Origin of the sequence: Pectobacterium hainanensis, from assembly GCF_046237015.1 — a bacterium.
Lineage (GTDB): Bacteria > Pseudomonadota > Gammaproteobacteria > Enterobacterales > Enterobacteriaceae > JBJYIN01.
Genome location: NZ_JBJYIN010000001.1, coordinates 76,346 through 103,031, shown reverse-complemented (window position 1 = coordinate 103,031; position 26,686 = coordinate 76,346). Strand labels below are relative to the sequence as shown.

Annotated in this window: 28 protein-coding genes; 25 read left to right on the top strand and 3 right to left on the bottom strand. The window is 49.2% G+C overall.

The genetic code is table 11. The features are described from left to right. Positions 1-5: 5 nt before the first annotated feature. The 24 genes from cbiD to ACKPVM_RS00510 all read left to right on the top strand — a co-directional run bounded on the left by cbiD (position 6) and on the right by ACKPVM_RS00510 (position 20,956). Entirely contained in the window at positions 6-1,124 is a 1,119-nt protein-coding gene (gene cbiD / locus ACKPVM_RS00625) for a cobalt-precorrin-5B (C(1))-methyltransferase CbiD (protein ID WP_409306488.1), read from the top strand. After that, complete coding sequence (locus ACKPVM_RS00620) at positions 1,121-1,723, top strand: cobalt-precorrin-7 (C(5))-methyltransferase (protein WP_409306218.1); 603 nt, start codon at positions 1,121-1,123, stop codon at positions 1,721-1,723. The genes cbiD and ACKPVM_RS00620 overlap by 4 nt, the downstream gene beginning before the upstream one ends. Continuing rightward, entirely contained in the window at positions 1,713-2,282 is a 570-nt protein-coding gene (locus tag ACKPVM_RS00615) for a decarboxylating cobalt-precorrin-6B (C(15))-methyltransferase (protein WP_409306217.1), read from the top strand. The genes ACKPVM_RS00620 and ACKPVM_RS00615 overlap by 11 nt, the downstream gene beginning before the upstream one ends. Then, complete coding sequence (locus ACKPVM_RS00610; RefSeq protein ID WP_409306216.1) at positions 2,275-3,084, top strand: cobalt-precorrin-4 methyltransferase; 810 nt, start codon at positions 2,275-2,277, stop codon at positions 3,082-3,084. Before ACKPVM_RS00615 ends, ACKPVM_RS00610 begins: the two co-directional genes overlap by 8 nt. After that, positions 3,065-4,132 (top strand): cobalt-precorrin 5A hydrolase, encoded by a 1,068-nt coding sequence (gene cbiG / locus ACKPVM_RS00605; protein WP_409306215.1) that lies wholly within the window; start codon positions 3,065-3,067, stop codon positions 4,130-4,132. The genes ACKPVM_RS00610 and cbiG overlap by 20 nt, the downstream gene beginning before the upstream one ends. Next, positions 4,132-4,857: a precorrin-3B C(17)-methyltransferase gene (locus ACKPVM_RS00600; protein WP_409306214.1), complete on the top strand. Its 726-nt coding sequence runs from the start codon at positions 4,132-4,134 to the stop codon at positions 4,855-4,857. Before cbiG ends, ACKPVM_RS00600 begins: the two co-directional genes overlap by 1 nt. Beyond that, positions 4,854-5,648: a cobalt-precorrin-6A reductase gene (locus tag ACKPVM_RS00595; RefSeq protein WP_409306213.1), complete on the top strand. Its 795-nt coding sequence runs from the start codon at positions 4,854-4,856 to the stop codon at positions 5,646-5,648. The genes ACKPVM_RS00600 and ACKPVM_RS00595 overlap by 4 nt, the downstream gene beginning before the upstream one ends. Positions 5,649-5,651: 3 nt before the next feature. Next, positions 5,652-6,449 (top strand): sirohydrochlorin cobaltochelatase, encoded by a 798-nt coding sequence (cbiK, locus tag ACKPVM_RS00590; RefSeq protein ID WP_409306212.1) that lies wholly within the window; start codon positions 5,652-5,654, stop codon positions 6,447-6,449. Further along, positions 6,446-7,153, top strand: a complete 708-nt coding sequence (locus ACKPVM_RS00585; protein ID WP_409306211.1) for a cobalt-factor II C(20)-methyltransferase — start codon at positions 6,446-6,448, stop codon at positions 7,151-7,153. The genes cbiK and ACKPVM_RS00585 overlap by 4 nt, the downstream gene beginning before the upstream one ends. 59 nt (positions 7,154-7,212) lie before the next feature. Then, positions 7,213-7,944: a cobalt ECF transporter S component CbiM gene (gene cbiM / locus ACKPVM_RS00580; RefSeq protein ID WP_409306210.1), complete on the top strand. Its 732-nt coding sequence runs from the start codon at positions 7,213-7,215 to the stop codon at positions 7,942-7,944. Position 7,945: 1 nt separating this feature from the next. Then, positions 7,946-8,227, top strand: a complete 282-nt coding sequence (locus tag ACKPVM_RS00575) for an energy-coupling factor ABC transporter substrate-binding protein (RefSeq protein WP_409306209.1) — start codon at positions 7,946-7,948, stop codon at positions 8,225-8,227. Continuing rightward, positions 8,214-8,891, top strand: coding sequence for an energy-coupling factor ABC transporter transmembrane protein (locus ACKPVM_RS00570; protein ID WP_409306487.1), 678 nt, complete (start codon positions 8,214-8,216; stop codon positions 8,889-8,891). The genes ACKPVM_RS00575 and ACKPVM_RS00570 overlap by 14 nt, the downstream gene beginning before the upstream one ends. Positions 8,892-8,904: 13 nt before the next feature. Continuing rightward, the gene (locus ACKPVM_RS00565; protein ID WP_409306208.1) at positions 8,905-9,720 is read left to right on the top strand and encodes an ATP-binding cassette domain-containing protein; all 816 of its coding nucleotides are present in this window, start codon (positions 8,905-8,907) and stop codon (positions 9,718-9,720) included. Further along, complete coding sequence (locus tag ACKPVM_RS00560) at positions 9,717-11,237, top strand: cobyric acid synthase (protein WP_409306207.1); 1,521 nt, start codon at positions 9,717-9,719, stop codon at positions 11,235-11,237. Before ACKPVM_RS00565 ends, ACKPVM_RS00560 begins: the two co-directional genes overlap by 4 nt. A 366-nt stretch (positions 11,238-11,603) precedes the next feature. Then, a complete protein-coding gene (cobU, locus tag ACKPVM_RS00555; RefSeq protein WP_409306206.1) occupies positions 11,604-12,146 on the top strand; it encodes a bifunctional adenosylcobinamide kinase/adenosylcobinamide-phosphate guanylyltransferase in 543 nt (180 codons plus the stop codon). Continuing rightward, the gene (gene cobS / locus ACKPVM_RS00550; RefSeq protein ID WP_409306205.1) at positions 12,143-12,901 is read left to right on the top strand and encodes an adenosylcobinamide-GDP ribazoletransferase; all 759 of its coding nucleotides are present in this window, start codon (positions 12,143-12,145) and stop codon (positions 12,899-12,901) included. Before cobU ends, cobS begins: the two co-directional genes overlap by 4 nt. Positions 12,902-12,922: 21 nt before the next feature. Beyond that, a complete protein-coding gene (locus ACKPVM_RS00545) occupies positions 12,923-13,540 on the top strand; it encodes an adenosylcobalamin/alpha-ribazole phosphatase (protein ID WP_409306204.1) in 618 nt (205 codons plus the stop codon). Between the two features lie 3 nt (positions 13,541-13,543). Continuing rightward, positions 13,544-14,608: a nicotinate-nucleotide--dimethylbenzimidazole phosphoribosyltransferase gene (gene cobT, locus ACKPVM_RS00540; RefSeq protein ID WP_409306203.1), complete on the top strand. Its 1,065-nt coding sequence runs from the start codon at positions 13,544-13,546 to the stop codon at positions 14,606-14,608. Between the two features lie 264 nt (positions 14,609-14,872). Continuing rightward, positions 14,873-15,739, top strand: coding sequence for a MurR/RpiR family transcriptional regulator (locus ACKPVM_RS00535; protein ID WP_409306202.1), 867 nt, complete (start codon positions 14,873-14,875; stop codon positions 15,737-15,739). A gap of 179 nt (positions 15,740-15,918) precedes the next feature. Further along, complete coding sequence (locus ACKPVM_RS00530; protein WP_409306201.1) at positions 15,919-17,052, top strand: polyamine ABC transporter substrate-binding protein; 1,134 nt, start codon at positions 15,919-15,921, stop codon at positions 17,050-17,052. After that, positions 17,052-18,164 carry an ABC transporter ATP-binding protein gene (locus tag ACKPVM_RS00525; RefSeq protein WP_409306200.1) on the top strand — a complete coding sequence of 371 codons (1,113 nt, stop codon included), beginning with the start codon at positions 17,052-17,054 and terminating at the stop codon, positions 18,162-18,164. The genes ACKPVM_RS00530 and ACKPVM_RS00525 overlap by 1 nt, the downstream gene beginning before the upstream one ends. Then, positions 18,164-19,012, top strand: a complete 849-nt coding sequence (locus tag ACKPVM_RS00520; protein WP_409306199.1) for an ABC transporter permease — start codon at positions 18,164-18,166, stop codon at positions 19,010-19,012. Before ACKPVM_RS00525 ends, ACKPVM_RS00520 begins: the two co-directional genes overlap by 1 nt. After that, positions 19,009-19,785: an ABC transporter permease gene (locus ACKPVM_RS00515; RefSeq protein ID WP_409306198.1), complete on the top strand. Its 777-nt coding sequence runs from the start codon at positions 19,009-19,011 to the stop codon at positions 19,783-19,785. The genes ACKPVM_RS00520 and ACKPVM_RS00515 overlap by 4 nt, the downstream gene beginning before the upstream one ends. 28 nt (positions 19,786-19,813) lie before the next feature. Next, positions 19,814-20,956, top strand: coding sequence for a M24 family metallopeptidase (locus ACKPVM_RS00510; protein WP_409306197.1), 1,143 nt, complete (start codon positions 19,814-19,816; stop codon positions 20,954-20,956). A 68-nt stretch (positions 20,957-21,024) separates the two neighbouring features. Here the strand turns inward: ACKPVM_RS00510 and ACKPVM_RS00505 are convergent, their stop codons facing one another. Next, positions 21,025-21,327, bottom strand: coding sequence for a putative quinol monooxygenase (locus ACKPVM_RS00505; RefSeq protein ID WP_409306196.1), 303 nt, complete (start codon positions 21,325-21,327; stop codon positions 21,025-21,027). Between the two features lie 573 nt (positions 21,328-21,900). Between ACKPVM_RS00505 and ACKPVM_RS00500 the strand changes: the two genes are divergently transcribed. Then, positions 21,901-22,875, top strand: coding sequence for a chemotaxis protein (locus ACKPVM_RS00500; protein WP_409306195.1), 975 nt, complete (start codon positions 21,901-21,903; stop codon positions 22,873-22,875). A 186-nt stretch (positions 22,876-23,061) separates the two neighbouring features. On the opposite strand, the gene ACKPVM_RS00495 is transcribed toward ACKPVM_RS00500, so the two are convergent. Together ACKPVM_RS00495 and ACKPVM_RS00490 are read right to left on the bottom strand one after the other, a co-directional pair. Beyond that, the gene (locus tag ACKPVM_RS00495; RefSeq protein ID WP_409306194.1) at positions 23,062-25,260 is read right to left on the bottom strand and encodes a TonB-dependent siderophore receptor; all 2,199 of its coding nucleotides are present in this window, start codon (positions 25,258-25,260) and stop codon (positions 23,062-23,064) included. A 178-nt stretch (positions 25,261-25,438) separates the two neighbouring features. Continuing rightward, positions 25,439-26,683, bottom strand: a complete 1,245-nt coding sequence (locus tag ACKPVM_RS00490) for a TetR/AcrR family transcriptional regulator (protein WP_409306193.1) — start codon at positions 26,681-26,683, stop codon at positions 25,439-25,441. Positions 26,684-26,686: the final 3 nt, after the last annotated feature.

Below are 26,686 nucleotides of genomic sequence, written 5' to 3'. Positions count from 1 at the left end.
CGCAGATGGATACCGTCTGGCATAACGGAAAACAATACCGTAAGGGCTATACCACGGGGTCGTGCGCGACGGCAGCCGCGAAAGTCGCTGCACTGATGATACTGCGTCAGCAGGTGATTGATCAGGTGTCGATTGTCACACCGTCAGGCGTCACATTGTATCTCAACGTAGAACAACCGCTGATCGAAGGACAGCAAGCGACGGCGGCAATTCGTAAAGATGGCGGAGATGATGTAGACGCCACACACGGTATGTTGATTTTTGCTCGCGTCACGCTCTGTGACCACGGTGAGATTCACATCACGGGGGGTGAGGGCGTCGGCAGAGTGACGCGAAAAGGGATTGGTTTACCTATCGGTCATGCAGCAATTAACCGCACGCCGCTACACACCATTGAAGCCGCAGTCCGTGAGGTTATCGGGCCGGCACGCGGTGCAAATATCACGATTTTCGCGCCTGAGGGCGAAGCGCGAGCCAAAAAAACCTATAACGGACGACTAGGGATACTCGGTGGTATTTCCATCATTGGCACAACCGGCATTGTGACGCCGATGTCGGAAGAGAGCTGGAAACGCTCGCTGGCGCTTGAGCTAGAGATGAAGCGGGCTGCTGGGCAAGATAAGGTGATTCTGGTTCCTGGCAACCACGGAGAACGTTTTGTGCGTGAACAACTGGGATTGGACAGTCAACTGGTTGTCACCATGAGCAATTTCGTCGGCTACATGTTGCAGGAAACGGTGCGACTCCAGTTCCGGCATGTCGTACTGATTGGTCATCCCGGCAAGTTGGTCAAAGTAGCCGCCGGGATTTTTCACACCCACAGCCATATCGCAGATGGTCGAATGGAAACCCTGATCGCCAATCTGGCGCTACTCGGTGCGCCGCATGATTTACTGCTGGCGGTGAATCAGTGTGATACCACCGAGGCTGCGATGGAATTGATCGCTGAACAGGGCTTTCAACGGGTCTATGAACGCATTGCCCAACGCATTTGCGAACGTATTAACGACATGTGGCGCTTTTCTGACGAGGCTCCTCGCGTCGATGCAATCATGTTTGCGTTTGATAACCAGGTTATTGGGGCTAATCGCCCGGTGAGCGAGATCGTGGAGGCATTGCGATGATTACGGTTGTCGGCATCGGGCCGGGGACATTTATGCACATGACGCCAGAAGCTCAGCATTGTATCGCCATGGCCGACATTCTGGTCGGTGGTGCTCGGCATCTTGCGCTATTTCCTGATTTCCATGGCACAACCCGCAAGTTGGATGCCGATCTTGCCGGATTGGTTTCCTGGCTTGCCGGACAATGTCAGCAGAATGTCGTGGTACTGGCATCGGGCGATCCTCTGTTATTCGGTATTGGTAAATTGCTCTCTGCTCATTTCGGTTCTGAATGGCTACGAATTATTCCCGGCATCAGCGCCATTCAGTATCTGTGTGCCCGTCTTGCACTGGATATGAACGATATCTACCTCACCAGCAGCCACGGGCGTGAACCGGATTTTGACTGGATCTTGCAACATGACAAAGTGGGCATGGTTACGGATGGGCGTATTGGACCACGCGCGATCGCTGACGCTATTTTGCAACGCCAACTCACCCGAACGCTGATTATCGGTGAAAATTTGTCCTTGCCGAATGAACGATTCTACCGTCTTCAACCAGATAACGTCGCGCAGCACTATGACATGAATGTGGTGGTAATTCTCAATGAGAGATGATGAGTTTTTACGTGGTCAACGCGTACCCATGACCAAAGAACCAGTACGCTTGCTGGCGCTGGAAAGGTTAGCGCTGAACGGGGCGCAGCACATGATTGACGTTGGCGCAGGAACGGGGAGCGTCGCGCTGGAGGCGGCATTACGTTTCCCCTCGCTACGGGTTACGGCCATCGAGCGTAATCCGGCAGCACTCTCGCTGATCGCGGAGAACTGCCAGCGTCTGGCGTGTCGTAACATCGATATCATTGCGGGAGAAGCGCCGTTAGCGCTGACGGGAACCGCGGACGCTATTTTTATTGGCGGAAGCGGTGGGCAACTGACTGCGCTTATTGATTGGGCGTTGGCACGACTGGTGCCCGGTGGTCGTTTGGTACTGACGTTTATTTTGCTGGATAACCTGCAAATTGCACTGTCGTACCTGCAATCACGGCATGTTGCGTTGTTGGAGTGCTCGCAATTACAAACGTCCATCCTGACATCGCTGGGCAGCGGGCATTACTTTAAACCCGGTAACCCCACCTACCTGATTTCCTGCTGCAAGGAGAAAGAACATGGCTGAGCAGGCTGATGTATGCCGCGAAAATAATCCGGGAAAAACATTTGATACGCAAAAAGTCTGGTTTGTTGGAGCTGGGCCGGGCGATCGCGAGCTGATTACGTTGAAAGGCTATCGCTTACTGCAACAAGCGGATGTGGTGATTTACGCCGGTTCGCTGATTAATCCTGAATTGCTCAGCTATTGTCGACCGGGGACGGCCTGCCACGATAGCGCAAGTCTGACGCTCGAACAGATCATCGAACGGATGGTAAACGGCGTGCGTAGCGGGAAATTGGTGGTTCGGCTGCAAACTGGCGATCTTTCGCTATATGGATCGATTCGTGAGCAAGGCGAAGCCTTAACGGCGCAGGGCATTGGCTTTGTTTCGGTGCCAGGGGTCAGTGCGTTTTTAGGGGCGGCTGCACAACTTGGGGTGGAGTACACCGTTCCGGAAGTGTCGCAAAGTTTGATTATTACCCGTATTGAAGGCCGAACGCCAATGCCGCCGCTGGAGCAGCTTGAGGCGTTTGCCGAGCATCAGACCTCTATGGCGATCTTTCTGTCGGTACAGGATATCCACGGTGTCGTTGCGCGATTGCTTGCAGGCGGATATCCGGTAACGACCCCCGTCGCCGTGGTGTACAAAGCAACCTGGCCGGAAAGTCGAACGATACGCGGCACGTTGGCTGATATCGCCGAACAGGTTAACGCCGCGGCCATTCGTAAGACGGCGTTGATTCTGGTCGGGGCTTTTCTGGGGGACGAATACCACTACTCCCGACTCTATGACGCAGGGTTCAGCCATGAATATCGCCAGATCTGATGAGGTCGCGGTGTTTTGTCTGACGCCCGGTGGTGTTCGTCTGGCTCAGCGGTTGCGTGCGCACATGCCGCTGACCTGCTTCACTAGCGAAAAGTTGCTGGCTCCTGGTTTTATCGCCTTTGACGGGAGTTTCGGTGAGACGTTGCATGAAGCGTTTGGGCACTATCGTGCGTTGGTCGTAATTGGTGCTGTGGGCATAACGGTACGAACGATTGCGCCGCTGCTTAACGACAAACTGACCGATCCAGCCGTGGTGGTGATTGATGAGCGTGGTCAACACGTGATCAGTCTGTTGTCTGGCCATGTCGGCGGGGCCAATGCCTTAACGTGCCATCTGGCGGGGCTACTGGGAGCCGATCCGGTGATTACGACAGCAACGGATGTTAACCAGATGGCTGCACTGGATATGCTGACGACGCAGTTGGATGCCACCATGCAGGATTTCCGCCATACGGTAAAAACCGTGAACCAAATGCTGATTAGCGATCGGAAGGTAGGGCTGTGGTGGGATGCGCCTTTTCATCACGACCGTGAGCGCTGTGATGTGCGTGGTTTTATTCCGTTGGACTCGCTGGATACGCGACCCGAACTGGATGCGCTAGTTTGCGTCAGCCTGCGCGATAGTTTGCCCGAGTGTCTCTCGGAATGGGCGTTGCCGGTTTACAAGCTGGTGCCGCGCCGCGCGATCGCAGGTATTGGTTGTCGCCGGAATACAACCTTGCCGGTGTTGATGACGCTTTTAACGCAACAGTTGGCAGAAAACCACCTTGATCCGCTGGCGTTACGGGCTATCGGTAGTGTCGACATCAAAAAGGACGAGCCAGCGTTACAGCAGCTCGCACTTCGCTGGCACATCCCTTTTGAATTATTCAGCGTTGAAACGCTGCGTCGCCATGAGTCGCGTTTTCCCGCATCTGAATTTGTTCGTCAAACCCTTGGTGTCGGTAGCGTATCGCAACCTGTCGCCTGGCTGATGAGTGAAGGCCAACTGGTGGGCACGACGCTGCGCCAGCAAGGCGTCACGATTACTTTGGGAGTATTGCATTAATGTTAACCGTGATAGGCATTGGGCCGGGTAGTGAGGCCATGATGACGCAGGAGGCGATTGATGCCATTCGTGAAGCGGAGATCGTGGTGGGTTACAAAACCTATACCCATCTGGTGAAACCGTTGACCGGTGACAAGCAGGTCATCAAAACCGGGATGTGTAAAGAGATTGAACGGTGTCAAACCGCTATCGATCTGGCGATGACCGGACAAAAAGTGGCGCTGATTAGCAGCGGCGACGCCGGTATTTATGGCATGGCAGGATTGGTGTTAGAGCTGGTTAGCCAGCAAAAACGGGATCTGGAAGTTCGTCTGGTGGCGGGCATCACGGCCAGTATTGCCGCCGCATCGCTGCTGGGCGCGCCGCTGATGCATGATTTTTGCCATATCAGCCTGAGTGATTTGCTGACGCCGTGGCCAGTCATCGAAAAGCGCATTATTGCTGCCGCACAGGCGGATTTTGTGGTGTGTTTTTATAATCCGCGCAGTCGTGGCAGGGAAGGGCATTTAGCGCGAGCGTTTGAACTTATGCAGCCATGGGTTGCACCTGACAGACCAGTGGGCGTGGTGAAAGCAGCAGGTCGGAAGAAAGAAGAGAAGTGGATCACCACCTTTGGCAACATGGATTTTACGCCAGTGGATATGACCAGCCTGGTGATCGTTGGTAATCAAACGACCTACTGCCGTAATGGTTTGATGATCACTCCGCGAGGTTACGAACTTTGAACCAGCCGGTCATTCATGTTTTTGGCGGAACTCGCGATGCACGGCTGGTTTGTCAGACGTTGGATGCTGCGGGAGAACGCTATCGGCTATCGGTTGCGACGGATACGGGTAGCCAACTGGCGGGAAAGATTACCGGTAAGGTCGTTGTGGGGCGTATGGACGCGGACGAGATGGAGAGTTACCTGACGGCGCATCCGGTACGCTGGGTGATTGATGCCTCTCACCCCTATGCTGACGTCTTACACCGTAATGTGGTGGAGGTTTGTCGCCGTTTGCACATACCGCTCACACGTTACCAGCGACCGAGCGATATTGATGTTATCGAACATCCTCTGCTGCATAAAGTACCGAGCCTGGAGGCGGCCTGTGCGGTTGCCCGTACCCTTGGCCCAAGAGTGTTACTGACGACGGGCAGTAAAGAACTGGCGGAATACCAGCAAAAGCTGCCGGGTAAACATTTACTGGTACGCGTCTTACCAACGGCGGCGGTATTGGCCCAGTGTGAAGCATTGGGGCTGGGGGTAGAGCAGATAATTGCTCACTGTGGACCCTTTAGCGCAGGGTTTAATCAGGCACTGTATGAGCTATGCCAACCCGATGTGGTGATCACCAAAGAATCAGGCGCGGAGGGGGGCTACCAGCAAAAGGTGGCGCCAAGCCTGGCGTTGAATATTCCCTGCATTGTCGTATGCCGCCCGACGGTGGTAGCGGAAAACGCAGTTCAGGATCGTGTGGTTTCCATTGAGGCGTTTGCTCATCGTCTGGCCTGCTGGCAGGCGCAACGAGGATAAGAAATGAAGAAAGCACTTTTGATCATCAGTTTTGGTACCAGCTATCAGGATACCCGTCAGAAAAACATTGATGCCTGTGAGCAGCATCTTGCAGCGAACTGTCGCGATCGCGACCTATTTCGTGCGTTTACCTCTGAGATGATTATTCGCAAATTGCGTAACCGTGATGGCTTGTTGATTGATAATCCCTCTCAGGCGTTGCAACGACTGTTGGATGAAGGCTATCAGGATGTGGCGATCCAGTCTTTGCACGTTATTAACGGTGACGAGTATGAAAAAGTTGTGAGTGAGGTCAGAGCCTTCCGTGGGCGGTTTGAGCGCCTGGTACTGGGCACACCGCTGTTAAGCTGTTTTGATGATTATCAACAACTCATGACGGCACTAGAGGCACAGATGCCGCCGCTAAAGGCGGACGAAAGAGTGGTTTTTATGGGCCATGGTGCCAGCCATCATGCCTTCTCGGCCTACGCCTGTCTCGATCATCTGATGACCGCTCGGCATTTTCCGGCACTGGTGGGGGCGGTAGAAAGTTATCCTGAAATTGAACACATCATTGCGCGATTGCAATTACAACGAGTGCGTAAGGTACACCTGATGCCATTGATGCTGGTTGCAGGCGATCACGCGACTAACGATATGGCATCGGATGATGAAGATTCGTGGAAATCCCAGCTTGAGGCGGTTGGGATTGCGACGCAAAGCTGGCTGCAAGGTCTGGGAGAAAACCCGCTGATCCGCGATATGTTCTCTCAACATCTGGCTACAGCTCTGCGTCAGGAAAAGACTGAGGTGATGGCATGACCGGTCGACTTTATGCGTTAGGTGTTGGGCCCGGTGCCAGTGATTTGATCACCGTGCGTGCCGCCCGGTTGCTCGGCACGTTGGATATTCTGTACGCCCCGGCCGGACGTAAAGGAGGGGACAGCCTGGCCTTATCCATCGTGCGCGAGTACCTCTCACCGGCGACGCAGATTTGTACCCGCCACTTTCCTATGCGAGCTGAAAATGATGAAAAAGAGGCCGTTTGGGACGAGATGGCCCGGCAGTTGACAGACGATGTTGCTAACGGCAAACGAGTCGGCTTTATCACGCTGGGCGATTCGATGCTGTTTAGTACCTGGGTGTTTTTGCTGGCTCGTATAGGACAACCGCCATGGCTGGAGATTGTGCCGGGCGTGACGTCATTTGCGGCCATCGCTTCACTGGCAGCTTTCCCGCTGGCCATGGAGCAACAGTCACTGGCAATCATGCCTTGCACTGCGCCAGAAGCTGAGCTGGAACACGCATTACTTACCCATGATTGCGTGGTGTTGATGAAGGTTTATGGACGTTTCGCCAAGGTGCGTGCGCTACTGACAAAACTCGACCTGTTGGACCACGCATTGATGATGTCTGATGCCTCGTTACCAAGTGAACAGTGTTGGCGGCATCTGGAGTCGATCGATGACGAACAGAAACTGCCGTATTTTTCCACCATCCTGGTGAACAAGAAAATCGCGGTATGAGACGCAGTATGAAAGATGGATTCGATAAATCATGTGTCATGTGTATTGAGGAACAACAAATGGAACAACAGCTAAAAAAGCTCTCGTTATCAGGGCTGGCTATGGGACTACTCATGATGTTGGCACCGCAGGATGCGTTTGCCATGCATATTATGGAAGGTTTTTTGCCTCCGCTGTGGGCGCTGGCATGGTGGGTGTTGTTTCTGCCCTGTCTGTTTATGGGGCTGGTTCGGCTACGAGCCATTGTCAGCGAAGACAGTAATCAGAAAGTGTTGCTGGCGTTGTGTGGCGCTTTCATTTTTGTGCTGTCAGCGTTGAAAATTCCCTCGGTGACCGGTAGTTGTTCTCACCCAACGGGGGTGGGATTGGCGGTAATCCTGTTTGGTCCATCCGTCGTTGCCATATTGGGGGCCATCGTGTTGCTGTTTCAGGCATTGCTGCTGGCGCATGGCGGATTAACGACGTTAGGTGCTAACGGCATGTCGATGGCGGTCATCGGGCCGATGGTTGGCTATCTGGTATGGAAACTGGCTTGTAAATTCGGTATCCGGCGTGATGTCGGCGTGTTTCTATGTGCCATGTTAGCCGATCTGGTGACCTACTTTGTGACGTCGGTTCAACTGGGCGTGGCGTTTCCCGATCCTCAATTGGGAGCGATGGCCTCCGTGATCAAATTTATGGGGGTATTTTGTCTGACGCAGGTGCCGATTGCGATTGCTGAAGGGCTACTTACCGTCATGATTTATGACCAATTAACCAAACGTCAACTTATCCACGCAGGGAGTCACTGATATGAAAAAAACGATCATTTTGCTGGCGTTGGTTATTGCGCTGGTGATCCTGCCATTCTTTATCAATCACGGTGGTGAATATGGTGGATCGGATGGCGAAGCTGAAGCGCTGATTACACAGACCGCACCGGATTATGAGCCCTGGTTTGAACCACTTTATGAACCGGCCAGCGGTGAAATTGAAAGTCTGTTGTTTACGCTGCAAGGTTCGCTGGGCGCGGCGGTAATTTTTTATATCCTCGGTTATTACCGTGGGAAACGTCGCGACCATGTTGGGCATTGATAAACTGAGTTACCAGAGTCGGTGGCGGCAGGTCGATCCTATGCGCAAGCTGGCGCTTTATGGACTTTTCCTGCTGCTGGCGATGGTCAGTTCCCCCACCTATCAAGCTTTATTGTTATGCGGCATTGCCATCCTGACCTGCTGGCTGTTGCGTGTTGGGCCTATTCGTTATTTGAAGTGGTTATCTGTGCCATTGGGATTTCTGGCGATCGGACTGGTAGCCATTATTTTGTCGATATCCCGCCAGCCGGATGCCTTACTGTGGAGTATTCCTCTCGGTGCCTATCGATTGGGCATTGATCCACAAGGTTTGATTATGGCTAACCAGACATTTTGGCGAAGTTTGGCGGCATTGGCTGCGACGTTCTGGTTTGTTTTGAATACGCCGTTTCCGCAATTGATCCAGATATTACAGCGCTGTCGCGTACCGACGCTATTGACGGAACAGATCCTACTGACCTGGCGATTTATCTTTATTTTCCTTGATGAGGCGATGGCGATTTATCGTGCACAATCGCTGCGTTTTGGCTATATCTCGCTGAGGTGTAGCTATCGCTCACTCGCGATGCTGATCGGTATGTTGTTCATGCGCGTGATGATTCGCTATCAACAGATGGTGACGTCGCTGGACATCAAGCTCTATCAGGGAAAATTTCACCTGTGAGAACCTAAAATCCATGTTATCGACTCGACAGCTAAATTTTTGTTATCAGGATGAACCGATCCTGCACGACCTTTCGCTGGATTTTGGTCAATATGCGGTGACCGGCGTGATTGGGGCCAACGGCTGTGGGAAATCGACGCTGTTTATGAATCTCACCGGTGTGTTACGTCCGCAACATGGTGCTGTTTTGTGGCAAGGACAGCCGATTGATTACAGTAAATCGGGATTGCGTAAGCTACGTCTGCAGATTGCTACGGTTTTTCAGGATCCCGATCAGCAGATTTTCTATACCGATATCGACAGTGATATTGCGTTTAGCCTGCGTAATTTAGGCGTGGATGAAACGATTATCGCTGAGCGAGTGGATCGGGCGTTAACACTGGTGGATGCACAAAGCTTTCGGTGTAAGCCGATCCAATACCTGAGCCACGGTCAGAAAAAACGCGTGGCGATCGCGGGGGCGCTGGTGATGGAAGCCCCTTATCTGCTATTGGATGAACCGACAGCCGGGCTCGATCCCTCTGGTCGGGAACATATGATTGATATTATTGAACGTATTGTCGCTCAGGGGAAACACGTCATTATTTCCAGTCATGATATCGATTTGATTTACCGAGTGTGTGATTACCTGTATGTGCTTTCTCAGGGGAAGCAAGTTTGTGCGGGGGAGACGGAAGCGGTCTTCTTACAACGCGAACCATTACATCAGGCCGGACTGGTCCAGCCTTGGTTAGTCAAATTGCACAGTGAGCTGGGGTTGCCCTTGTGTAAAACCGAACAACAATTGTTTGCGCTATTGCGTCAGCGCCATGAAGGAGAAACGGCATGACGTTATCCATTATGTTACAGGGCACGGCGTCGGACGTGGGGAAAAGCGTGTTGGTCGCGGGGCTATGCCGTATCTTTGCTCAAGATGGTTATCGCTGTGCGCCGTTTAAATCGCAGAATATGGCGCTGAATTCTGGTATTACGCAGAACGGTGAGGAAATGGGGCGGGCACAGATCTTTCAGGCTGAAGCCGCTGGTATTGAACCAGATGTACGCATGAATCCGGTATTGCTTAAGCCAACCAGCGATCGACGTTCACAAGTTGTGTTGATGGGCAAGGTTGCTTGCAATATGGATGCCGTAACGTATCACCAATATAAACCGCAGCTACAGCAGCAAATTAATGAGGTCTACCACAGTCTTGCCAGCGAATATGACGTCATGGTGTTGGAAGGCGCGGGCAGCCCGGCGGAAATCAATTTGCGTGACCGAGATATCGTCAATATGGGGATGGCGGTGATGGCGGATGCACCTGTGTTATTGGTCGCGGATATCGATCGTGGCGGTGTCTTTGCGTCGATCTACGGTACGCTGGCGCTTTTGCCGCCGGAAGAAAAAGCCCGGGTGAAAGGGGTCATTATCAACAAATTCCGCGGTGATGTGGCGTTGCTAAAACCGGGATTAGTGCAGATAGAAGCGCTAACGGGCGTCCCAGTGATTGGCGTGATGCCGTGGTTAAATATTGAGTTGGAAGATGAAGATGGCGTGGCGTTGCAGACGGGAAAGTATATGAAGACGTCGCAAAAAGCGTTGGATATTGCCGTTGTCCAACTGCCACATATCGCAAACTTTACCGATTTCAATGCGTTGGCAGCCCAACCTGACGTGTGTTTGCGTTATGTCACGACCCTATCTGCGCTGGAAGGGGCAGATTTAATCATTTTGCCTGGCAGTAAAAATACATTAGGTGATTTGCAGTGGCTGCAACAAAGTGGTTTTGCGAATACGCTACATGCCCGCCATCAGGCGGGTGTCCCCATCATCGGCATTTGTGGTGGTTATCAGATGTTGGGAAAAGAAATCATTGATGGCGTGGAGTCAGGCGTCGCTCGCATGGAAGGTCTGGGGTTGCTGGATGTGGCAACGGTGTTTGCCGAGGAAAAGGTGACTACGCGGATGAAAGGGCGCTGTCTTCCCCATTTGCCGGGGTTACTGGCGGATTGCAGCGAACTCTCCGTTGATGGCTATGAGATTCACATGGGGCGATCGGATCTTGGTGCAGAGGCGACGCCGTTTGCTAGCCTGACTCAGCGTAATGGGCTGGCTGTCTCGTGTTATGACGGTGCCGTGAGTGTGGATGGTAGCGTAATGGGCAGTTATCTCCATGGCTTGTTCAATAACGGTGAGTTTACGCGTGCGTTGCTCAATGGCTTACGCCAGCGCAAAGGATTGCCCGTGTTTGAAGGGGAAGTATTGGATTACGTTCACTATAAGCAACAGCAGTTCGATGTTTTAGCCGATGCGATGCGGGAGCATATTGATATCGGCGCGATATATCGGTTTATGAAAAAGCAATAGAAGCTTGTTCTGTACCTTCTGGCGTAAAAGGGGCTGAGCGGTGAGATGCCTTTAGGATGAGACGCATGGATGCGTCTCAAGCCAGTGCCGCGTAGGGAACGCGTCACTGTCGGTCCGTCAGAAGGCATCTCTCAGCGAAGGTATCGCGTAGCGACCCCGTTTCGCCAAAAGCCAAGGTCAAGGAGCGCGGCGATTGAGCGCTCCTTGTCGGGCGCGTGTGACTACGTCGCATGAGAATACTTTTATTTTGGCGCACGAAATGTTCACTGAATTTTTATATTTCATTATCCATGACTCGGTGATTAAACAACCATAGAAACGAGTTTCAGGGCTGGTAAACCCAGCAGGTTTGAAGGAATTTATCACGTGATTTTAATAACGGGTGGTGCTCGTAGCGGCAAGAGTGCGCTGGCGGAAAAGCTGGCTGCGCACGCTGGTAAACGGGTGCTGTATATTGCCACCTCGATGGTGACCGACAGCGAAATGGCTGAACGTGTGCGATTACATCGTGAAGCCCGTCCGACACACTGGCGGACGTGGGAAGGTTACCGCGATGTGAGTAAGATAATCGCAGAACAGCCCGAGGATGAGGTCATTATTCTTGAGTGCATCACCACCATGATTGCCAATCTGCTATTCGAACAGGCAGGCGATACATTACCGGAACAGATGGATTTTGTGGCGATAGAGGCCGACATTCAACAGCAGATTGAAGCATTAATTACCGCCTGTAAACCACGCTTGTCGCCGATTTATCTGGTGACCAATGAACTGGGGATGGGCATCGTACCTGAGAATCGTCTTGCCCGACATTTCCGCGATATCGCCGGACGTGTCAACCAGCGTCTGGCCGCGGCTGCGGATGCCGTCTATCTGGTGGTGTCAGGGATTGAGGTAAAAATTAAATGAGCCTGCGGTTGTTTCTCGCCACGTTGCAATTTATGACGCGCATTCCTGTGCCTGAACGCTGGACGCAAGGATTGGTGATGTCGCAATACGCGCGCGGTGTTGTCTATTTTCCATTAATCGGATTGATTGTTGGGGGGATAGCTGGCGGCGTGTTTACGTTGCTTGCGCCGTGGTGCGGATTACCGCTGGCCGCGTTAGCCTATGTTCTGACACTCGCGTTGATTACTGGCGCATTTCACCTTGATGGATTAGCGGATACCTGCGATGGCGTCTTTTCTGCTTGCAAGCGTGAGCGAATGCTAGAGATCATGCGGGACAGTCGCCTTGGCACAAATGGCGGATTAGCATTGATTTTTATTGTCGTCGCTAAAGTCCTGGTCGTGAGTGAACTGGCACAACGTGGTGTGTCGATGCTGGCGGTGCTTTCGGCTGCATCTGTGGTTGGGCGTACTGCGATTGTGCTGTTGATGTATCGGCAACACTATGCCCGAGAAGGCCAGGGATTGGGCAATGTATATATTGGACAGGTGGGAAAATGGGCAACAGGGGGGACCTTGCTTATTGGTGCGTTGCTGACGGGGGGATTGGGCTACGATAAAGCATTATTGGCCCTGATAATAACGCTGGCCACTGTCTGGCTAATGGGCATGTATTTACGACGTCGATTGGGTGGGCAAACGGGGGATACACTGGGCGCGTCGGTAGAGATCGGGGAGCTTGTATTCCTGCTGACGCTGTTACCAAGCGCGACATGAATGTAACGATGGAGGAATAACATGCGACTGTTTCTTGTCAGGCACGGCCAGACAGAAGCAAACCTTAGCGGTGTTTTTTGTGGCACGACCGATGTTCACCTGACGGAAACTGGCATTGAGCAGGCCAAGCAGGTTGCTCAATGGTTGCAGTATATCGATTTTTCATCAGCGACTCACAGCGGTTTGGCGCGAGCCAGACAGACTGCTGACATCATTCTTCAGCCTCATACGCTGACTGCCGTTGTCGATATGAACTTGAACGAAATGCATTTTGGCGATTGGGAAATGCGCCATCATCGTGATTTACAGCAGGAAGATTCAGAAAATTGGGCTCGATGGGTGGCTGATTGGCAGAGGGCTCGTCCAACGGCGGGAGAATCCTTTCCTGAGTTCTCAGGACGTATCGCGCGTGTTGTCCAAACATTGCTGGCATCGGATGCTCAGGGTAACCATCTGTGGGTCGCGCATCAGGGCGTACTGAGCTTGTTGTTGGCACAGTTATTCGCTATGCCAGCGGTGGGAATGTGGCATTTTCATTTTGAACAGGATGCCTACAGCGTGCTGGATATTCAGGATGGTTTTGCCACGCTGCGGGCTTTTAATCATCAGACGAATTGGCCAAAGGAGCCACAAAAGTAACCCATGTATACACATTCAGACCTCACACTTTCAGGATTGGTTGATGCCATTATTCCGCTGGATAATGATGCGATGAGACAAGCTTCGGCTAAAATTGATGGATTACTAAAACCATTAGGGAGCCTTGGTCGTCTGGAAGCACTGGCGATCCAATTGGCAGGTATGCGCGGTTTTACTGCCAACCCAGCGGGACGTAAGCAGATCATTGTGATGGCTGCCGATCATGGTGTGTATGACGAGAAGGTGACGATCTCACCGCGGGCGGTGACGGCTATTCAGGCCGCCAATATGGTTAAGGGAAACACGGGGGTTTGTGTTCTTGCCGCTTGTGCGGATACTGATGTTAAGATTGTGGATGTGGGGATCGATAGTGAACCCTTACCCGGCGTGTTGAATATGCGTGTTCAGCGGGGAAGTGGCAATATTGCCCACGAAGCTGCCATGACACGTCAGCAGGCAGAAGACTTACTTTGTGCCAGTGCACAACTGGCGTTAGAGCAGGCTGCTGGCGGCGTTTGCGTATTTGGTGTCGGTGAACTCGGCATGGCGAACACTACGCCTGCTGCGGCAATCATCAGCACTATCACCGATAGTGATCCAGATAAAGTTGTGGGGATTGGTGCTAATTTTCCCAGTGATTGTCTGCATCATAAAGTAGCGGTTGTGCGCCGGGCGATTTCGGTTAATCAACCCAATCCTGAGGACGGTGTTGATGTTTTGGCTAAAGTGGGGGGATTTGATCTTGTGGGCATGTCGGGCGTGATGCTCGGAGCGGCTGCATCGGGGAGACCTATTGTGCTGGATGGTTTCTTGTCCTATGCGTCCGCGATGGCTGCTTGCTTGATCGCGCCAGCAGTGCGCCACTACCTTATCCCTTCCCATATCTCAGCGGAAAAAGGAGCCACTATCGCCTTGAAACATTTGCAACTTGAGCCCTATTTGCAACTAGGTATGAGGCTTGGGGAAGGCAGCGGCGCGGCTATCGCGATGCATTTAATCGATGCCGCTTGTGCCATGTATAACAATATGGGCGCGTTGGTGGACGATGATATCGTTCTGCCTGACTAATTTGAAATAAATTACTTTTTAATAAGTAGCAAACTAATTTATTTTATTTAAATAGGTGTAATGGAAAGTTATTTAGCTTATTAATTATGCTTAGTTTGCTATCTTTATTATTTTGTTAAATTTCAATGCATTGGATGTTTCAATCTGTTCGGTGAGATGATTTTTTTGTGATTTTGAATTTATTTCATGAAAAACAGGAAATTTATTGTTGCAAACACAACATGTTTGTAATTTACTGTAGTGGCTGAGTCATATGAGGTCTATATGGATTTCTCTAAGCTGGTTGGTCAACATTTTTCGAGCCTGACGCCGTCACAAAAAGTTATTGCGCGTTACATTGAACGTAATAAAGAGCGTGTCGCGTTTATGTCGGCCAAGCAGTTGGCGAATGCCATCAGCATCAGTGATGCGGCGGTTGTGCGGTTTTCTCGTGCGTTAGGTTATCGCGGTTATGCTCATTTACGCGAAGACTTGGGCGAGGCATTAATTGAAAATGTTGGGTTAAGCGGCGTATACCAACAGATTCAGATGTCATCAAGCGATGTTGAACTAAAAGAACATGTTTTTGCCAATGGCAGTTTGTTAATGAGCCAAACATCGGCGTTGAACCAACCTCAAACGGTGGTTCGTATTGCGGAGAGGATGGTTGCTGCCAGACGCATATGGGTGACCGGCCACGGTACAACGCACGCACTGGCTTCCTATATGGCAATGCAGCTCAATGTGTTAAAGGATGCCGAAGTTTTTGATATAGGGCGTGGTGATATCGCCGATCGCATGCGGCATATCAAAGAAGAGGACGTGTTCATTGGTATTGGGTATGAACGTTATATTCCTTATACCATTGAGATGATGCAACTTGCTCGCAACCGAGGCGCGTATATTGTTGCTCTGACCGATCGTCCTTCTTCCCCGTTGGCGGCTGAGGCGTCGGACGTTCTGTATATTGCTCGCACTGTGTCACAGGTCGGGCGCTGGTCCCAGATTGGCACCATGATTGCTATCGACTGGTTGATTTCGCAAATGGTTGTAATGGATAGGGAAAATATAAAGAAAAGAACACAAGAATCAGACAAGATATGGGAATTGCTCGGTCATTGGAAAATGACAACACCAGGGAAACACCAATAAAAAAATATAATACTTAATAAAAAGTATTAAAAAATAGTAGTAATTTTTTGATAAAACTTGTACCCGCCGTACTTTGAGTTGCAGATAAATTGATATATGCGGCTTGAAGTATGGCGGAGTATATTAACAACACCAGAAAGGAGCGCTCTTCGTCATATATACATCAGAGGATGGTGAGTATGAGTAGTAAAAAAGAAAGCCTGCTTTCCGCTACACCAGTTTTAATGGGGGATGATGTTAATACCTCCAGACGTAATTTAATCAAGAAAGGTTCGATCCTCGGCGCAGGTATGGCGCTAGGTGCTTTCTCTATACCTTCCGCTTTTGCGAAGGGTGATAAGGAAGTGATCGTAAGAGGGCTAGGGGGGGCTTATCAGGACGCAATGGATATTGCGGTTCATAAGCCTTTTACCGCAGCCACCGGTATTAATGTCAGAGTGGTACCTGCAACGGGATCACAAATACTGGCGATGTCAAAAACCGGTAAAATGGGTATTGATGTTCTGGATCTAAGCGATATTACGCAGTTTAATTTTAATAATGCGGGAATACTCGCGCCAATTAATTATTCCGCGATGAAGTTTAGCAATCCTGATGACATTATGCCGGAACTACGTCATCCCAATTTAGTCGGTAATCTGCTTTATGCATCAGTGATGGTTTATAATACAGATGTATTCAGTAAAGAATCTCATCCTAAAAACTGGGTAGAATTCTGGGATGCCAAACAATTTCCGGGGGCGCGAACCTTAGCGGATATGCGAACCAGCTCGACTGAGTTAGAGTTTGCATTATTAGCCGATGGGGTGGATAAAGACCAACTGTATCCGATTAATCTTGAACGTGCATTTGCTTCTCTGAGTAGGATCAAACCACATGTTTCAAAATGGTGGGATACTGGCGCACTGTCTGCTGAGTTACTGGAGCGCAAAGATGCGGTACTTGGCGGGGTGTGGAATGGACGCGTTCAGACGTTGATTGATCAGGGTGCACCATTGGCGATTGAATGGAACCAGGCAAAACAGCAGGTGCAGTACTGGAGTGTGGTTAAAGGTGCGCCAAACCCGGAAAACGCCCAGCTGTTTATTGATTTTGCCTTACAGCCAGAAGTACAAGCCAAGATTACCCAGCATATTGCTTATGGCCCGACAAATAGAAAAGCTTTTGAATTTGTTCGCCCCGAAGATTTGGTTAAATTACCGTCAAATCCGGAATATTATTCGAAGACGTTTGTGCGAAACGCACAGTGGTGGGCTGATAATATAGAACAAGTAGGTAAAACTTGGCAGCAATGGTTTTTGGGCACGGCTTAATGAGTATTGCCAATCTGTCATTCCGTTCCCCGTCTGTGGGAACGGAAATTCGTTTACAAGGTATTACCCGGCATTTTGGTCAGTCTGTGGCTGTCGACAATATTGATTTGACCATCGAACCGGGTGAATTTGTTACCTTGCTGGGGGCGAGTGGATCGGGTAAAACCACGACGCTCATGATGGTAGGCGGATTTACCGCGCCTTCTTCGGGGCAAATTCTGTTAGGTGGAAAAAATGTCACCAATATGCCGCCTGCGAAGCGGAATTTAGGCGTGGTTTTTCAGAACTATTCGCTATTTCCCCACCTCACTGTCGCCCGTAATCTCGCCTTTCCGCTAGAGATGCGGGGAGTATCGCGAGCAGCGATCGGGAAGAAAGTCGCCGATGCGTTAGACATGGTACAACTCGCTGATAAAAAACATCAATTTCCACGTGAGCTTTCCGGTGGTCAACAGCAACGAATTGCGCTGGCACGTGCGCTGATTTTTGAACCGCAGGCGTTATTAATGGATGAGCCGTTGGGGGCTCTGGATAAAAAGCTGCGCGAACATATGCAGTTGGAAATTAAACGATTGCATACCTCTTCTGGCTCTACTGTTTTGTTTGTTACCCACGATCAGGAAGAAGCACTCACGCTTTCCGATCGCGTTGCGGTCATGCAGGATGGCAGAATTGCACAGATAGCTTCTCCCCAATTTTTATATGAGCAGCCGGCTAATCGCTGGGTTGCCGAATTTATTGGGCAATCTAATTTTATCAGTGGCCGAGTGCATGCGATTAAGGCTGATGGCTACGATGTCATATTAGATAGTGGCGAATCAATAACGGGTCGTGGGGTAAAACATCTTATTTGTGGTCAACGAGTTCTGGCAGTATTACGGCCAGAGAAAATCCGTTTGGCTGCGCCAGAGATATTGCCTGTGAAGGCCGTCGTTACAGACGTACTCTATTTGGGGCATACGGTAAAAGCGACGTTACGGCTCAACGATGGCTCGGTACTATTGGTTCAGACTCAGAATAACCATTTGGAAAAAACGTTAGTACCAGGAATGGATCTTTCTCTTGGCTGGCAGCCGGAAGATTTATGGTTTGTTTCTGGAGAACAGGCGTAGTGAAGATCTCACTGGTGCATAGAAATTGGAAGCTTTGGCTGTTATTGGCGCCGTCACTTCTGGCTCTGTTAGCATTTTTTCTTTACCCATTGATAAATATGCTGAGCTTTAGCCTCTATAGTCCGACTTTTACCTGGAAACACTACCTGCGTATTGTGCATGAACCTGTCTGGCTCAACGTCTTGTGGATTACCCTGCGTATTTCGGTATGGGTGACGTTTATCACGTTGTTATTGGGGTATCCGCTTGCCTGGTTTTTAGCGAGATTAAAACCCCGGATCGCGAATATCTTTCTGATTATTGTCATCATTCCTTATTTTACTAGTGTGCTGGTTCGAACCTATGCCTGGATGGTTCTGCTGGGGGCGCAAGGTCTTGTCAACCGCAGTTTGATTGCGATGGGGTTAGTGGATGAACCGCTCAAATTAATGTATACCTCAACGGGTGTGCTGATTGGCATGACGTATATTTTGTTGCCTTATATGGTGCTAGCGCTCTATAGCGTGATGCGCGGTATCGATCTGACTTTACTTTGTGTGGCTGAGAGTTTGGGCGCTTCACGTATTCGTGCTTTTTGGCGGGTGATTGTGCCGCTCTCACTACCTGGCGCCGCGGCTGGTGGGTTACTGGTATTTATTATGGCACTTGGTTTTTTTATCACCCCGGCGTTGATGGGGGGGCCACAGCAGACCATGATTTCCATGGTTATTGAAAGCCAGATCGAAACGTATTTTGACTGGGGGTTTGGTTCTGCGCTGTCATCGTTATTATTAGCCTGTACTTTACTCTTGTTCTGGTTATATCAACGACTGGTTGGATTAGAACAGTTGTTTGAGGCAAAACGATGAATCAGAACAAACTCGGTTTTTTTTCGGTCACATTATCAATATTGGTGCTTTTATTTTTGGCTTTACCCATCATTATCGTTTTCCCGTTGGCGTTTAATGATGCGAACTATCTGGCTTTTCCCCCTCAAAGTTTTTCCTTTCGTTGGATGGAGAAGGTATTAGGCAGCACAGATTGGCTGAGTTCTCTGTGGTTAAGCTTTCGTATCGCAGTTGTTTCAACCCTTGTGGCAATGGTTTTAAGTATTTTGATGGCAATGGCATTAGTAAGATTCCGCTTTAGGGGAAAGGCGGTTATCTATGCGTTAATATTACTTCCCATGATTGTTCCGAATGTTATTTCGGCACTTTCATTGTTTTTCTTTTTTTCCTCTGTAGATATTATTGATAGCGTCAGTGCGATCATCATTGGACATGCCATCATCTCATTCCCGATCGCCACTATTATCATTTCTTCAACATTACAGGGTATTGATAGCCAGCTTGAATATGCAGCGATGAGCTTAGGTGCGAATGATTTTACCGTATTGACGCGTATTACATTTCCACTTGCAGCACCAGGCATGATATCCGCTGCGATATTTTCTTTTCTTAGCTCATTTGATGAATTACTGATTTCCATGTTTATGGCTGGACATGATGTTCAGACACTCTCTGTTCGGATATGGAATAATATTCAATTTGAGTTGGAACCTTCTATTGCTGCGGTAAGCGTATTATTAATTTTGGTGACAGTTAGTATGCTGTTGCTCGCAAATCTAATAACAAAACGATAATTATTAACAAAGAATTAATGGGGATAAAATGATAAATCATAATGAAATAGTTTTTGCACCAGGGGAATATCGTCAGCGTGTTGAAATCACCCGTTCTTATATGAAAGAAAAGGGGATTGAATTATTAATCATTGATCAGGCAGAGTTCTTATATTATCTGACTGGGTTCGGTATTTCTGAGAATTTGTATCGTGCGTGTTTGCTGACATTACAAGACGATCCCGTCATGGTCTTCCGTGCTATGGATGCCCATACTTTTCATGAAAATAGCTGGGTAACGGATACGGTGACTTTCGCGGACTGGCAGGATCCGGTTGATGTTCTTGTCGACACTATCGTCGCGCGTGGGTGGGATCGACTAAACATCGGGATGGATTTTGATTCATATAATATGTCAGTAAAACGTTTTCATCGCTTACAGCACCGTTTTCCTGAACATGTTTTTCGGGATTTTTCTGGCGTATTGGAATGCTTGAGGGAATGTAAAACATCTCAGGAAATTGCTCATCTTGCTACTGCGGCAAAGGCGTGCGATTTGGCATTATCTGCTGCTGTGATTGAAGCGGGTGAGGGGAAAACAGGGCGTGATGTCGCTAATATTGTTCATCAAGTCTTTATGCGCAATGGTGTAGACTCCAATCGCTGCGGCATCCTTACCCAAGGGGTGGGAAACAGCTTTCTGCATGGAAGCTTATATGATCATCCATTAGTGACCGGTGATATTTTGCATATGGAGCTTGTAGCCTTCAAACATGGTTATAGCTCCCGACTTATGCGCCCTGTCGTGATTGGACATGCCACACCAGAACAAAAGCGTTTGGCTGAGCAGCTTATTGCTATTCAGGATAAACAATTTGCAGCAATGAAGCCCGGTATGGTTGCGAAAGAGATTGATGCGTTGGCTCGCGATGCCGTCATTGCCGCTGGTTTGCGAAAAGATTATGCCGGTATTACCGGTTATGCATTAGGCTATTATCCGCGTTTTTCACCAAAGACCAGTGATTTCAGCCGTGTCTTTCTTCCTAATGCTGAGTGGCGTTTGAAAGCGGGAATGGTGTTCCATATGTATATTTATGCGGAAGGATTGGCGTTTAGTGAAACTATCGTTGTGACTGAACAGGGTCATGAACGTCTGACTCAGGCACCGCGTCAGTTGTTTATTGCTGGCTGATGTTTATAGCTTCCGTTTCTGCGTAAGAACCCGTCGAGAGACGGGTTGCTTGATTTGTCCCGTCTGGATTAGTGCTGCTCTGTACCAGCAACAGGATCCATCAATAGCACATCGCACGCCTGTCGTTGATGGTGATTGATCATAGGAACCAGACGTCGAAAATGCTCGGTCTGACAGTGCTTATCCAATGCCGCCTGATTTGGCCAGCTCTCAACAAAAATAAAATGCCCGGGATCTTTTTGATCGATAAAAAGCTCGTATGAAATGCATAAGGGTTCCTGTTTGGTTTTTTCAACCAATTCGCGATAAAGCGGCATAACGATATCGATGCTTTCGGGTTTGATAAAATCCTGAGCGATGACTTTTAGCATGAATGGAGCTCCCTGAATGGTGGAGGTGGTGGGGATAACGAGTAGCATAATAACCTTGTTTAGACTCAATGCTATTTTCTTTCGCGTTTTCGAGCGGTATGCATTGAGGTGTTCTCAGACGATTGTTCTATTATTAATCAGTTATCCCTTCGTTATGGAACCGCTTGCTGTAGAGGACGGGTCTGAACGTTATGTTGCCACCTCGGGTATTCTTGTTTGCCGCTAATTCGTCGTTGATTCCCCGATAATGCAAATTTATTAATGTGTCCGGGGTCATGAAATGGTCGTTCGCTGCCGATAACAGAAAGTGATCAACGTTGAAATACGCGGTGATCAATTTACGCGATTATCCATGTAAAACGGTATCGCAATTATCTAACTGATTTGTAAAGTGATTGAACATCTGGCTGTGGGTCATGTGCCTCACATCTACTTTGTTTTGTGGCGGTGGATAAGATTTGAAGGGAGCTATTGATCGCGTACAGTGGGGGAGTCGATGACCATCCTTATTTGATCGCATCGCGAATGTCGCCTTGTTACCGTATATCTATAATTATTCGTATTGAGGAAAGCATGGATAATTTTCAAAAAGAGATTGAGGAGAGAACTAACCTCACCTCAGCTAACAAGTTTGAACTTTTGTTGTTCCGGTTAGGTTCTGCCCCCTCTGCGTCAAATGACGAACAATCTGAATTGTTCGGTATCAATGTGTTCAAGCTTCGCGAAATTGTTCCTATGCCCTCGTTGACCAAGGCTGCGGGTATGAAACCGCCCATGCTTGGTATGGTCAATATTCGTGGTCAGGTCATTCCCGTCATTGATCTTCCCGCTGTGGCTGGCTGTGTACCAGAAACCGGCCTGAATATCCTTCTTGTGACAGAATATGCGCGCAGCACACAGGCTTTTGCTGTGGAGTCGGTCGACGACATTGTACGTCTTGAGTGGAGTCAGGTTCTCACGGCAGAAGCTAGTGTGAGCAGCAGCTATATCACGAGTATTGCTCGCCTTGATAGTGATAGCGCAAGTAACCGTTTGGCCCTGGTATTGGATGTTGAACAGATTCTGCATGACATCATTCCGGTCGATCGCGATATTCGGATCGATAACGTGGAAACGAAAAAATTTCCTATGAAGCCAGGTGCCGTTGCGATTGTTGCGGAAGATTCAAAAGTTGCCCGTTCGCTGCTTGAGCAGGGGTTGAACATGATGTCTATCCCTTACAGTATGCACATTACTGGGTTAGAGGCCTGGAATAAAATCAAGGCGATGGCTCAAGCTGCGCAAACGGAAGGTGTGCCTATTTCGGATAAGATCGGATTTGTGTTAACCGATTTAGAAATGCCGGAAATGGATGGTTTTACGCTGACACGTAATATCAAACGCGATGAGTTTCTGAAAAATATCCCGGTTATTATCCATTCTTCGCTGTCAGGCAGTGCGAACGAGGATCATGTTCGTAATGTCGGGGCGGATGCTTATGTGGCGAAGTTTGAAATTAATGAGTTGGCTGCGGCTATTCAGGGTGTATTAGATAAAGTATCCCGTTAACGATAGCTACCTGAATGTTTTCTACATTTTTCGCCTTATGTTTTAAATCGACACGGCGTTGACTGTAATGGTGAAGCAGCGATCTGTCCATTCAAGATGTGAAGCGCTTTTGTATTCTTAATCCCCCAGATAATTGGGGGATTAAGTCAATGCGGGGAAATACAGCAGGGAATAATTTCCCTGATATTAAAATGAAGTCGTCACTCCAGCGTAATAGGCACGACCGGGTTCGTTATAAGTTGATGCGCCTTCTGCTGCACGATAAAGCGTTTTGTTCAGCAGATTGCTGATGCCAGCGTTAACGCGCAGATTTTTATTAAGCTGATAGTTTACACCAGCACCGAATACCGAGTAGCTGCCTACTTCACGAGAAGAAAGCCCACCGCCGTTCGAAACCGGTGTCTCCGACCAGTTTGTCGCGTATTGACGTGGCTTTTGCTTACCGTACATCGTCCAATTTATATTGGCGGAAAAGCGATCTGTGGCCTGCCAGTCCAGCATGGTGTTAATCGTGTATTTCGGGATAATAGATAACGGATTACCGGTATCCTTATTTTTCGACTCAATCATATAGGTAGCATTGGTGCTCCAGTCCAGCGAGTCTTCAATCACGGGTACGAGTAGGTTGGCTTCCAGCCCTTCCACTAGCGCTTTACCACCATTTTCCCAACGTAATACGGCAGGCCTTTGTCCTGGATTTAGCACCTCCGTTCCGGAAACGATCTTGTTTTTATAGTCATTACGAAAATAGGTTACCCCGGCTCGCCAGCCTGAGTGTTTGAATTCCAGACCGATCTCTTTATTAACACTGATTTCGGGATCCAAATTGTCATTGCCAGCCAGATAGCAGCCACCACCGTTATTATAATCCACGCCAAACGGGCAGCCGTTACCACGTGAATAGAGCAAATAGCCCGCAGAGGATTGATACAGGTTTGGTGCTTTAAAGGCGCGTGCGATACCGGCTTTCACGCTGAACATTTCACTCAATTCCTGTTGGATGTTCAGGCTGGGGCTGTAATTACCGCCAAATTTGTCATGGTAATCGAAGCGCAGACCGGGAATGACTTTGGTGCCAGGGGTAACTTCGATATTATTTTCAAAATAGAGTGCGCTGAGTTCGGCGCTGTTTTTACTGCTGCGCTGGGAAGGATCGGGGGAGGTGCCGGGGATGATATCACCGGGAGTTCCCGCGTAACTGCTAGATGCCGGGTCGTTTAGCTGTTCACGACTCCATTCTGCGCCCAGCGTGACGGTTTGTTCTACCCAGAGTTCAAATGGAATGTTTAATTCGCCACTGAGACGATAGTTTTTCAGTCGACTGGTATTATATTTTCCTGCCGAAGTAATACTTCCTTCATTACGACCATATAGTCCTTCTTCTAAACGGGTATTGTTAGTCTGATCGTAAGCAAAATTAAAACGTGATTGTCCCCAATCCCAGATACCATTATGTGTGATGGCATAATTCTGTCGATATAGTCTATTGGTTTCCGCACCGCTCTTTGCCAGATTTTCAGGGATAGCACCACCGCCGCTAAACTGTGTATCACCGGTGTAGATATTTCCCTGACGGCTATAGCCTGCTTCGATATCAATAATTTGCTGTGGTGAGAGTTTCCAGGATAATAATGTATTGAGGTCTTTATTGCGCACGCCTTCGCGCCCGGCAGCGGAAGAACCGTTCTGGTTACGGTTGATATCCCAACTGTCGGCATCGGTTTTATTCATATTGCCATACAGGCGCATCGTAAGTGCATCACCCGCTAATGGGCCACTTAGATTAAAATTGGCCCGACGCGTAGCACCTTCTTTACTATTTTCCGGCTGGTTGCCATAGAGTGAGAATGAACCCGTCCAGGTGTTGGACGGACGTTTAGTGATGATATTCACCACGCCACCTGCCGCGCCAGAACCATAGCGGGCCGCTGCTGGGCCGCGTAACACTTCAATGCGTTCTACTTCTTCTACTGGTACCCAGTTGGTATCGCCTCGAGTATCGCGCTCACCGTCCCATGCATAACGAATTGCGTTTCGTGAGGTAACCGGGCGACCATCAATGAGGATCAGTGTATTTTCCGGTCCCATACCGCGCAGGTCGATCTGACGATTGTTTCCTCTCGCTCCCGTTGCACTGTTTCCGGTGAGATTGACTCCTGGCATTTTACGAATGATCTCTGACAAATCATTGACCGGTGGCGTTTTTTTGATGTCTTCCGCGGTAATGATAGACACGCCAGGCTGCTGTTTTAATTCTTGCTCAGCCGTAGTGCGGACCGTGATGGTGTCTTCATCTGCTGCGTAAGCGATACATGCTTGAGTACTGATGAATCCCGCGATAATCAGCGCCAGCGGTTTTATTGTTAATTTTTGCGGCTTATACATTTTTTCATTCTCATCCCATAGCAATACATATTCAGGTGAATGCAAACGATATCTATTTGCGTTTGGTAATTTGGCAAAAAATAGTACATATGTACAGTTTTTTGTTGTGGGATGAAATAATAGTTATCAGATAATACGAAAGGTTGAGAGGTGTCTTTGTCAGGAGAGCATATCTTGATTATTGGAAAGCGTCGTACAAAGCGGCTATAGCCTGATAGACTTGCTCACGGGGGAGTGTTCGCTCATGTTTTTCCAGCATAGCCCGGATAAAAAAACCATTCATCAATGTGCCCAGTGGCAAGGCGGCGGCGTCAGGAACCACCATCTTGAGTATAGCCACCACGGTATTTGACCATTCTAATGCAATCGGTCGTAATGAGGGGCGTGAAATAGCTGCCGTAAATAGAGTGTATTCGCGTGCCAAGTCATCAATATCTTCTGCACCGCGCATGACGAAATCGGTTAAAACATCACGCGGATCGGTGTGACGACGCTGGTAGAACCAGCAGAACATATCATCTCGAAAAAGTGCAATAGCATGGCGCATGACGGCATTTAGCATATCGTCCATACTATTGAAATGATAAGTCGTCGACCCTAGCGGTACGTTGGCCTCCATCGCGACGGCTCGGTGTGTTAGCGCCTCAATCCCTTCACGTTTGATGATAGTTGTCGCCGTATCGACAATGTGAGCAGCACGTGCATGAATTTTTTCTTGTCCTGTTTCATCCGAAATTACACCTTTCTCGACTAGCCATGAAATCACACTTTTAGAGCCAATTGGGTTATCAGCTAATGGCGTCATGTTCTGACGAGACGTTGCTAACGATTGAAATGAGACATTATCTGGTGAGGGGAGGAGAGGTGCGCCATCATCCTGATTAGACTGACACAATGCATGGGCGTCAGCCAATATGGTGTGTTGTTCTTCTCGGCTCATTACTGAGAACCCCATCCCGTGTAACAGGAAAACCCCCTCAGTGGCGAGGAAGGCTAACCGAATACGTCGTGTTATCAAGGTATTATCACTGAGTCGATCTAATTTATCGCGGTAAAATTTGCGTATGGGTGCTAGCATCTCGGGTGAATGGATCAGCGCGGTTAGCAGACCTATCGCGTGAGACGTCGTTTCTTCATCCTCCTGACGAATAGCCGCGATATGGCCCAATACATCGGCATATTCTCGATCGGTGTATTGGGTTGAACGATACTGAACTTCCTGTTCGAAACGAGTGAGTTCACGGCATAAAATGGCCTGAATCAGTTGGTCTTTACTGGGGAAACGGTATACGAGCCCGCCTTTGCTGATACCCGCTTGAGCTGCGACGGCATCCAGTGTGAAATGATGTACCCCATCTTGCAGTAACACCTTTTCAGCAGCATCCAGAATCAGGCCATTATCAATTGTTTTCTTACGTGCCATCAC

Bases quoted from the DNA above. Each gene is read 5' to 3' on its own strand.
- cbiD (WP_409306488.1), top strand. From the start codon at position 6: ATGGATACCGTCTGGCATAACGGAAAACAATACCGTAAGGGCTATACC.
- ACKPVM_RS00620 (WP_409306218.1), top strand. From the start codon at position 1,121: ATGATTACGGTTGTCGGCATCGGGCCGGGGACATTTATGCACATGACG.
- ACKPVM_RS00615 (WP_409306217.1), top strand. From the start codon at position 1,713: ATGAGAGATGATGAGTTTTTACGTGGTCAACGCGTACCCATGACCAAA.
- ACKPVM_RS00610 (WP_409306216.1), top strand. From the start codon at position 2,275: ATGGCTGAGCAGGCTGATGTATGCCGCGAAAATAATCCGGGAAAAACA.
- cbiG (WP_409306215.1), top strand. From the start codon at position 3,065: ATGAATATCGCCAGATCTGATGAGGTCGCGGTGTTTTGTCTGACGCCC.
- ACKPVM_RS00600 (WP_409306214.1), top strand. From the start codon at position 4,132: ATGTTAACCGTGATAGGCATTGGGCCGGGTAGTGAGGCCATGATGACG.
- cbiK (WP_409306212.1), top strand. From the start codon at position 5,652: ATGAAGAAAGCACTTTTGATCATCAGTTTTGGTACCAGCTATCAGGAT.
- ACKPVM_RS00585 (WP_409306211.1), top strand. From the start codon at position 6,446: ATGACCGGTCGACTTTATGCGTTAGGTGTTGGGCCCGGTGCCAGTGAT.
- cbiM (WP_409306210.1), top strand. From the start codon at position 7,213: ATGGAACAACAGCTAAAAAAGCTCTCGTTATCAGGGCTGGCTATGGGA.
- ACKPVM_RS00575 (WP_409306209.1), top strand. From the start codon at position 7,946: ATGAAAAAAACGATCATTTTGCTGGCGTTGGTTATTGCGCTGGTGATC.
- ACKPVM_RS00570 (WP_409306487.1), top strand. From the start codon at position 8,214: ATGTTGGGCATTGATAAACTGAGTTACCAGAGTCGGTGGCGGCAGGTC.
- ACKPVM_RS00565 (WP_409306208.1), top strand. From the start codon at position 8,905: ATGTTATCGACTCGACAGCTAAATTTTTGTTATCAGGATGAACCGATC.
- ACKPVM_RS00560 (WP_409306207.1), top strand. From the start codon at position 9,717: ATGACGTTATCCATTATGTTACAGGGCACGGCGTCGGACGTGGGGAAA.
- cobS (WP_409306205.1), top strand. From the start codon at position 12,143: ATGAGCCTGCGGTTGTTTCTCGCCACGTTGCAATTTATGACGCGCATT.
- ACKPVM_RS00545 (WP_409306204.1), top strand. From the start codon at position 12,923: ATGCGACTGTTTCTTGTCAGGCACGGCCAGACAGAAGCAAACCTTAGC.
- cobT (WP_409306203.1), top strand. From the start codon at position 13,544: ATGTATACACATTCAGACCTCACACTTTCAGGATTGGTTGATGCCATT.
- ACKPVM_RS00535 (WP_409306202.1), top strand. From the start codon at position 14,873: ATGGATTTCTCTAAGCTGGTTGGTCAACATTTTTCGAGCCTGACGCCG.
- ACKPVM_RS00530 (WP_409306201.1), top strand. From the start codon at position 15,919: ATGAGTAGTAAAAAAGAAAGCCTGCTTTCCGCTACACCAGTTTTAATG.
- ACKPVM_RS00525 (WP_409306200.1), top strand. From the start codon at position 17,052: ATGAGTATTGCCAATCTGTCATTCCGTTCCCCGTCTGTGGGAACGGAA.
- ACKPVM_RS00515 (WP_409306198.1), top strand. From the start codon at position 19,009: ATGAATCAGAACAAACTCGGTTTTTTTTCGGTCACATTATCAATATTG.
- ACKPVM_RS00510 (WP_409306197.1), top strand. From the start codon at position 19,814: ATGATAAATCATAATGAAATAGTTTTTGCACCAGGGGAATATCGTCAG.
- ACKPVM_RS00505 (WP_409306196.1), bottom strand. From the start codon at position 21,327: ATGCTAAAAGTCATCGCTCAGGATTTTATCAAACCCGAAAGCATCGAT.
- ACKPVM_RS00500 (WP_409306195.1), top strand. From the start codon at position 21,901: ATGGATAATTTTCAAAAAGAGATTGAGGAGAGAACTAACCTCACCTCA.
- ACKPVM_RS00495 (WP_409306194.1), bottom strand. From the start codon at position 25,260: ATGTATAAGCCGCAAAAATTAACAATAAAACCGCTGGCGCTGATTATC.
- ACKPVM_RS00490 (WP_409306193.1), bottom strand. From the start codon at position 26,683: ATGGCACGTAAGAAAACAATTGATAATGGCCTGATTCTGGATGCTGCT.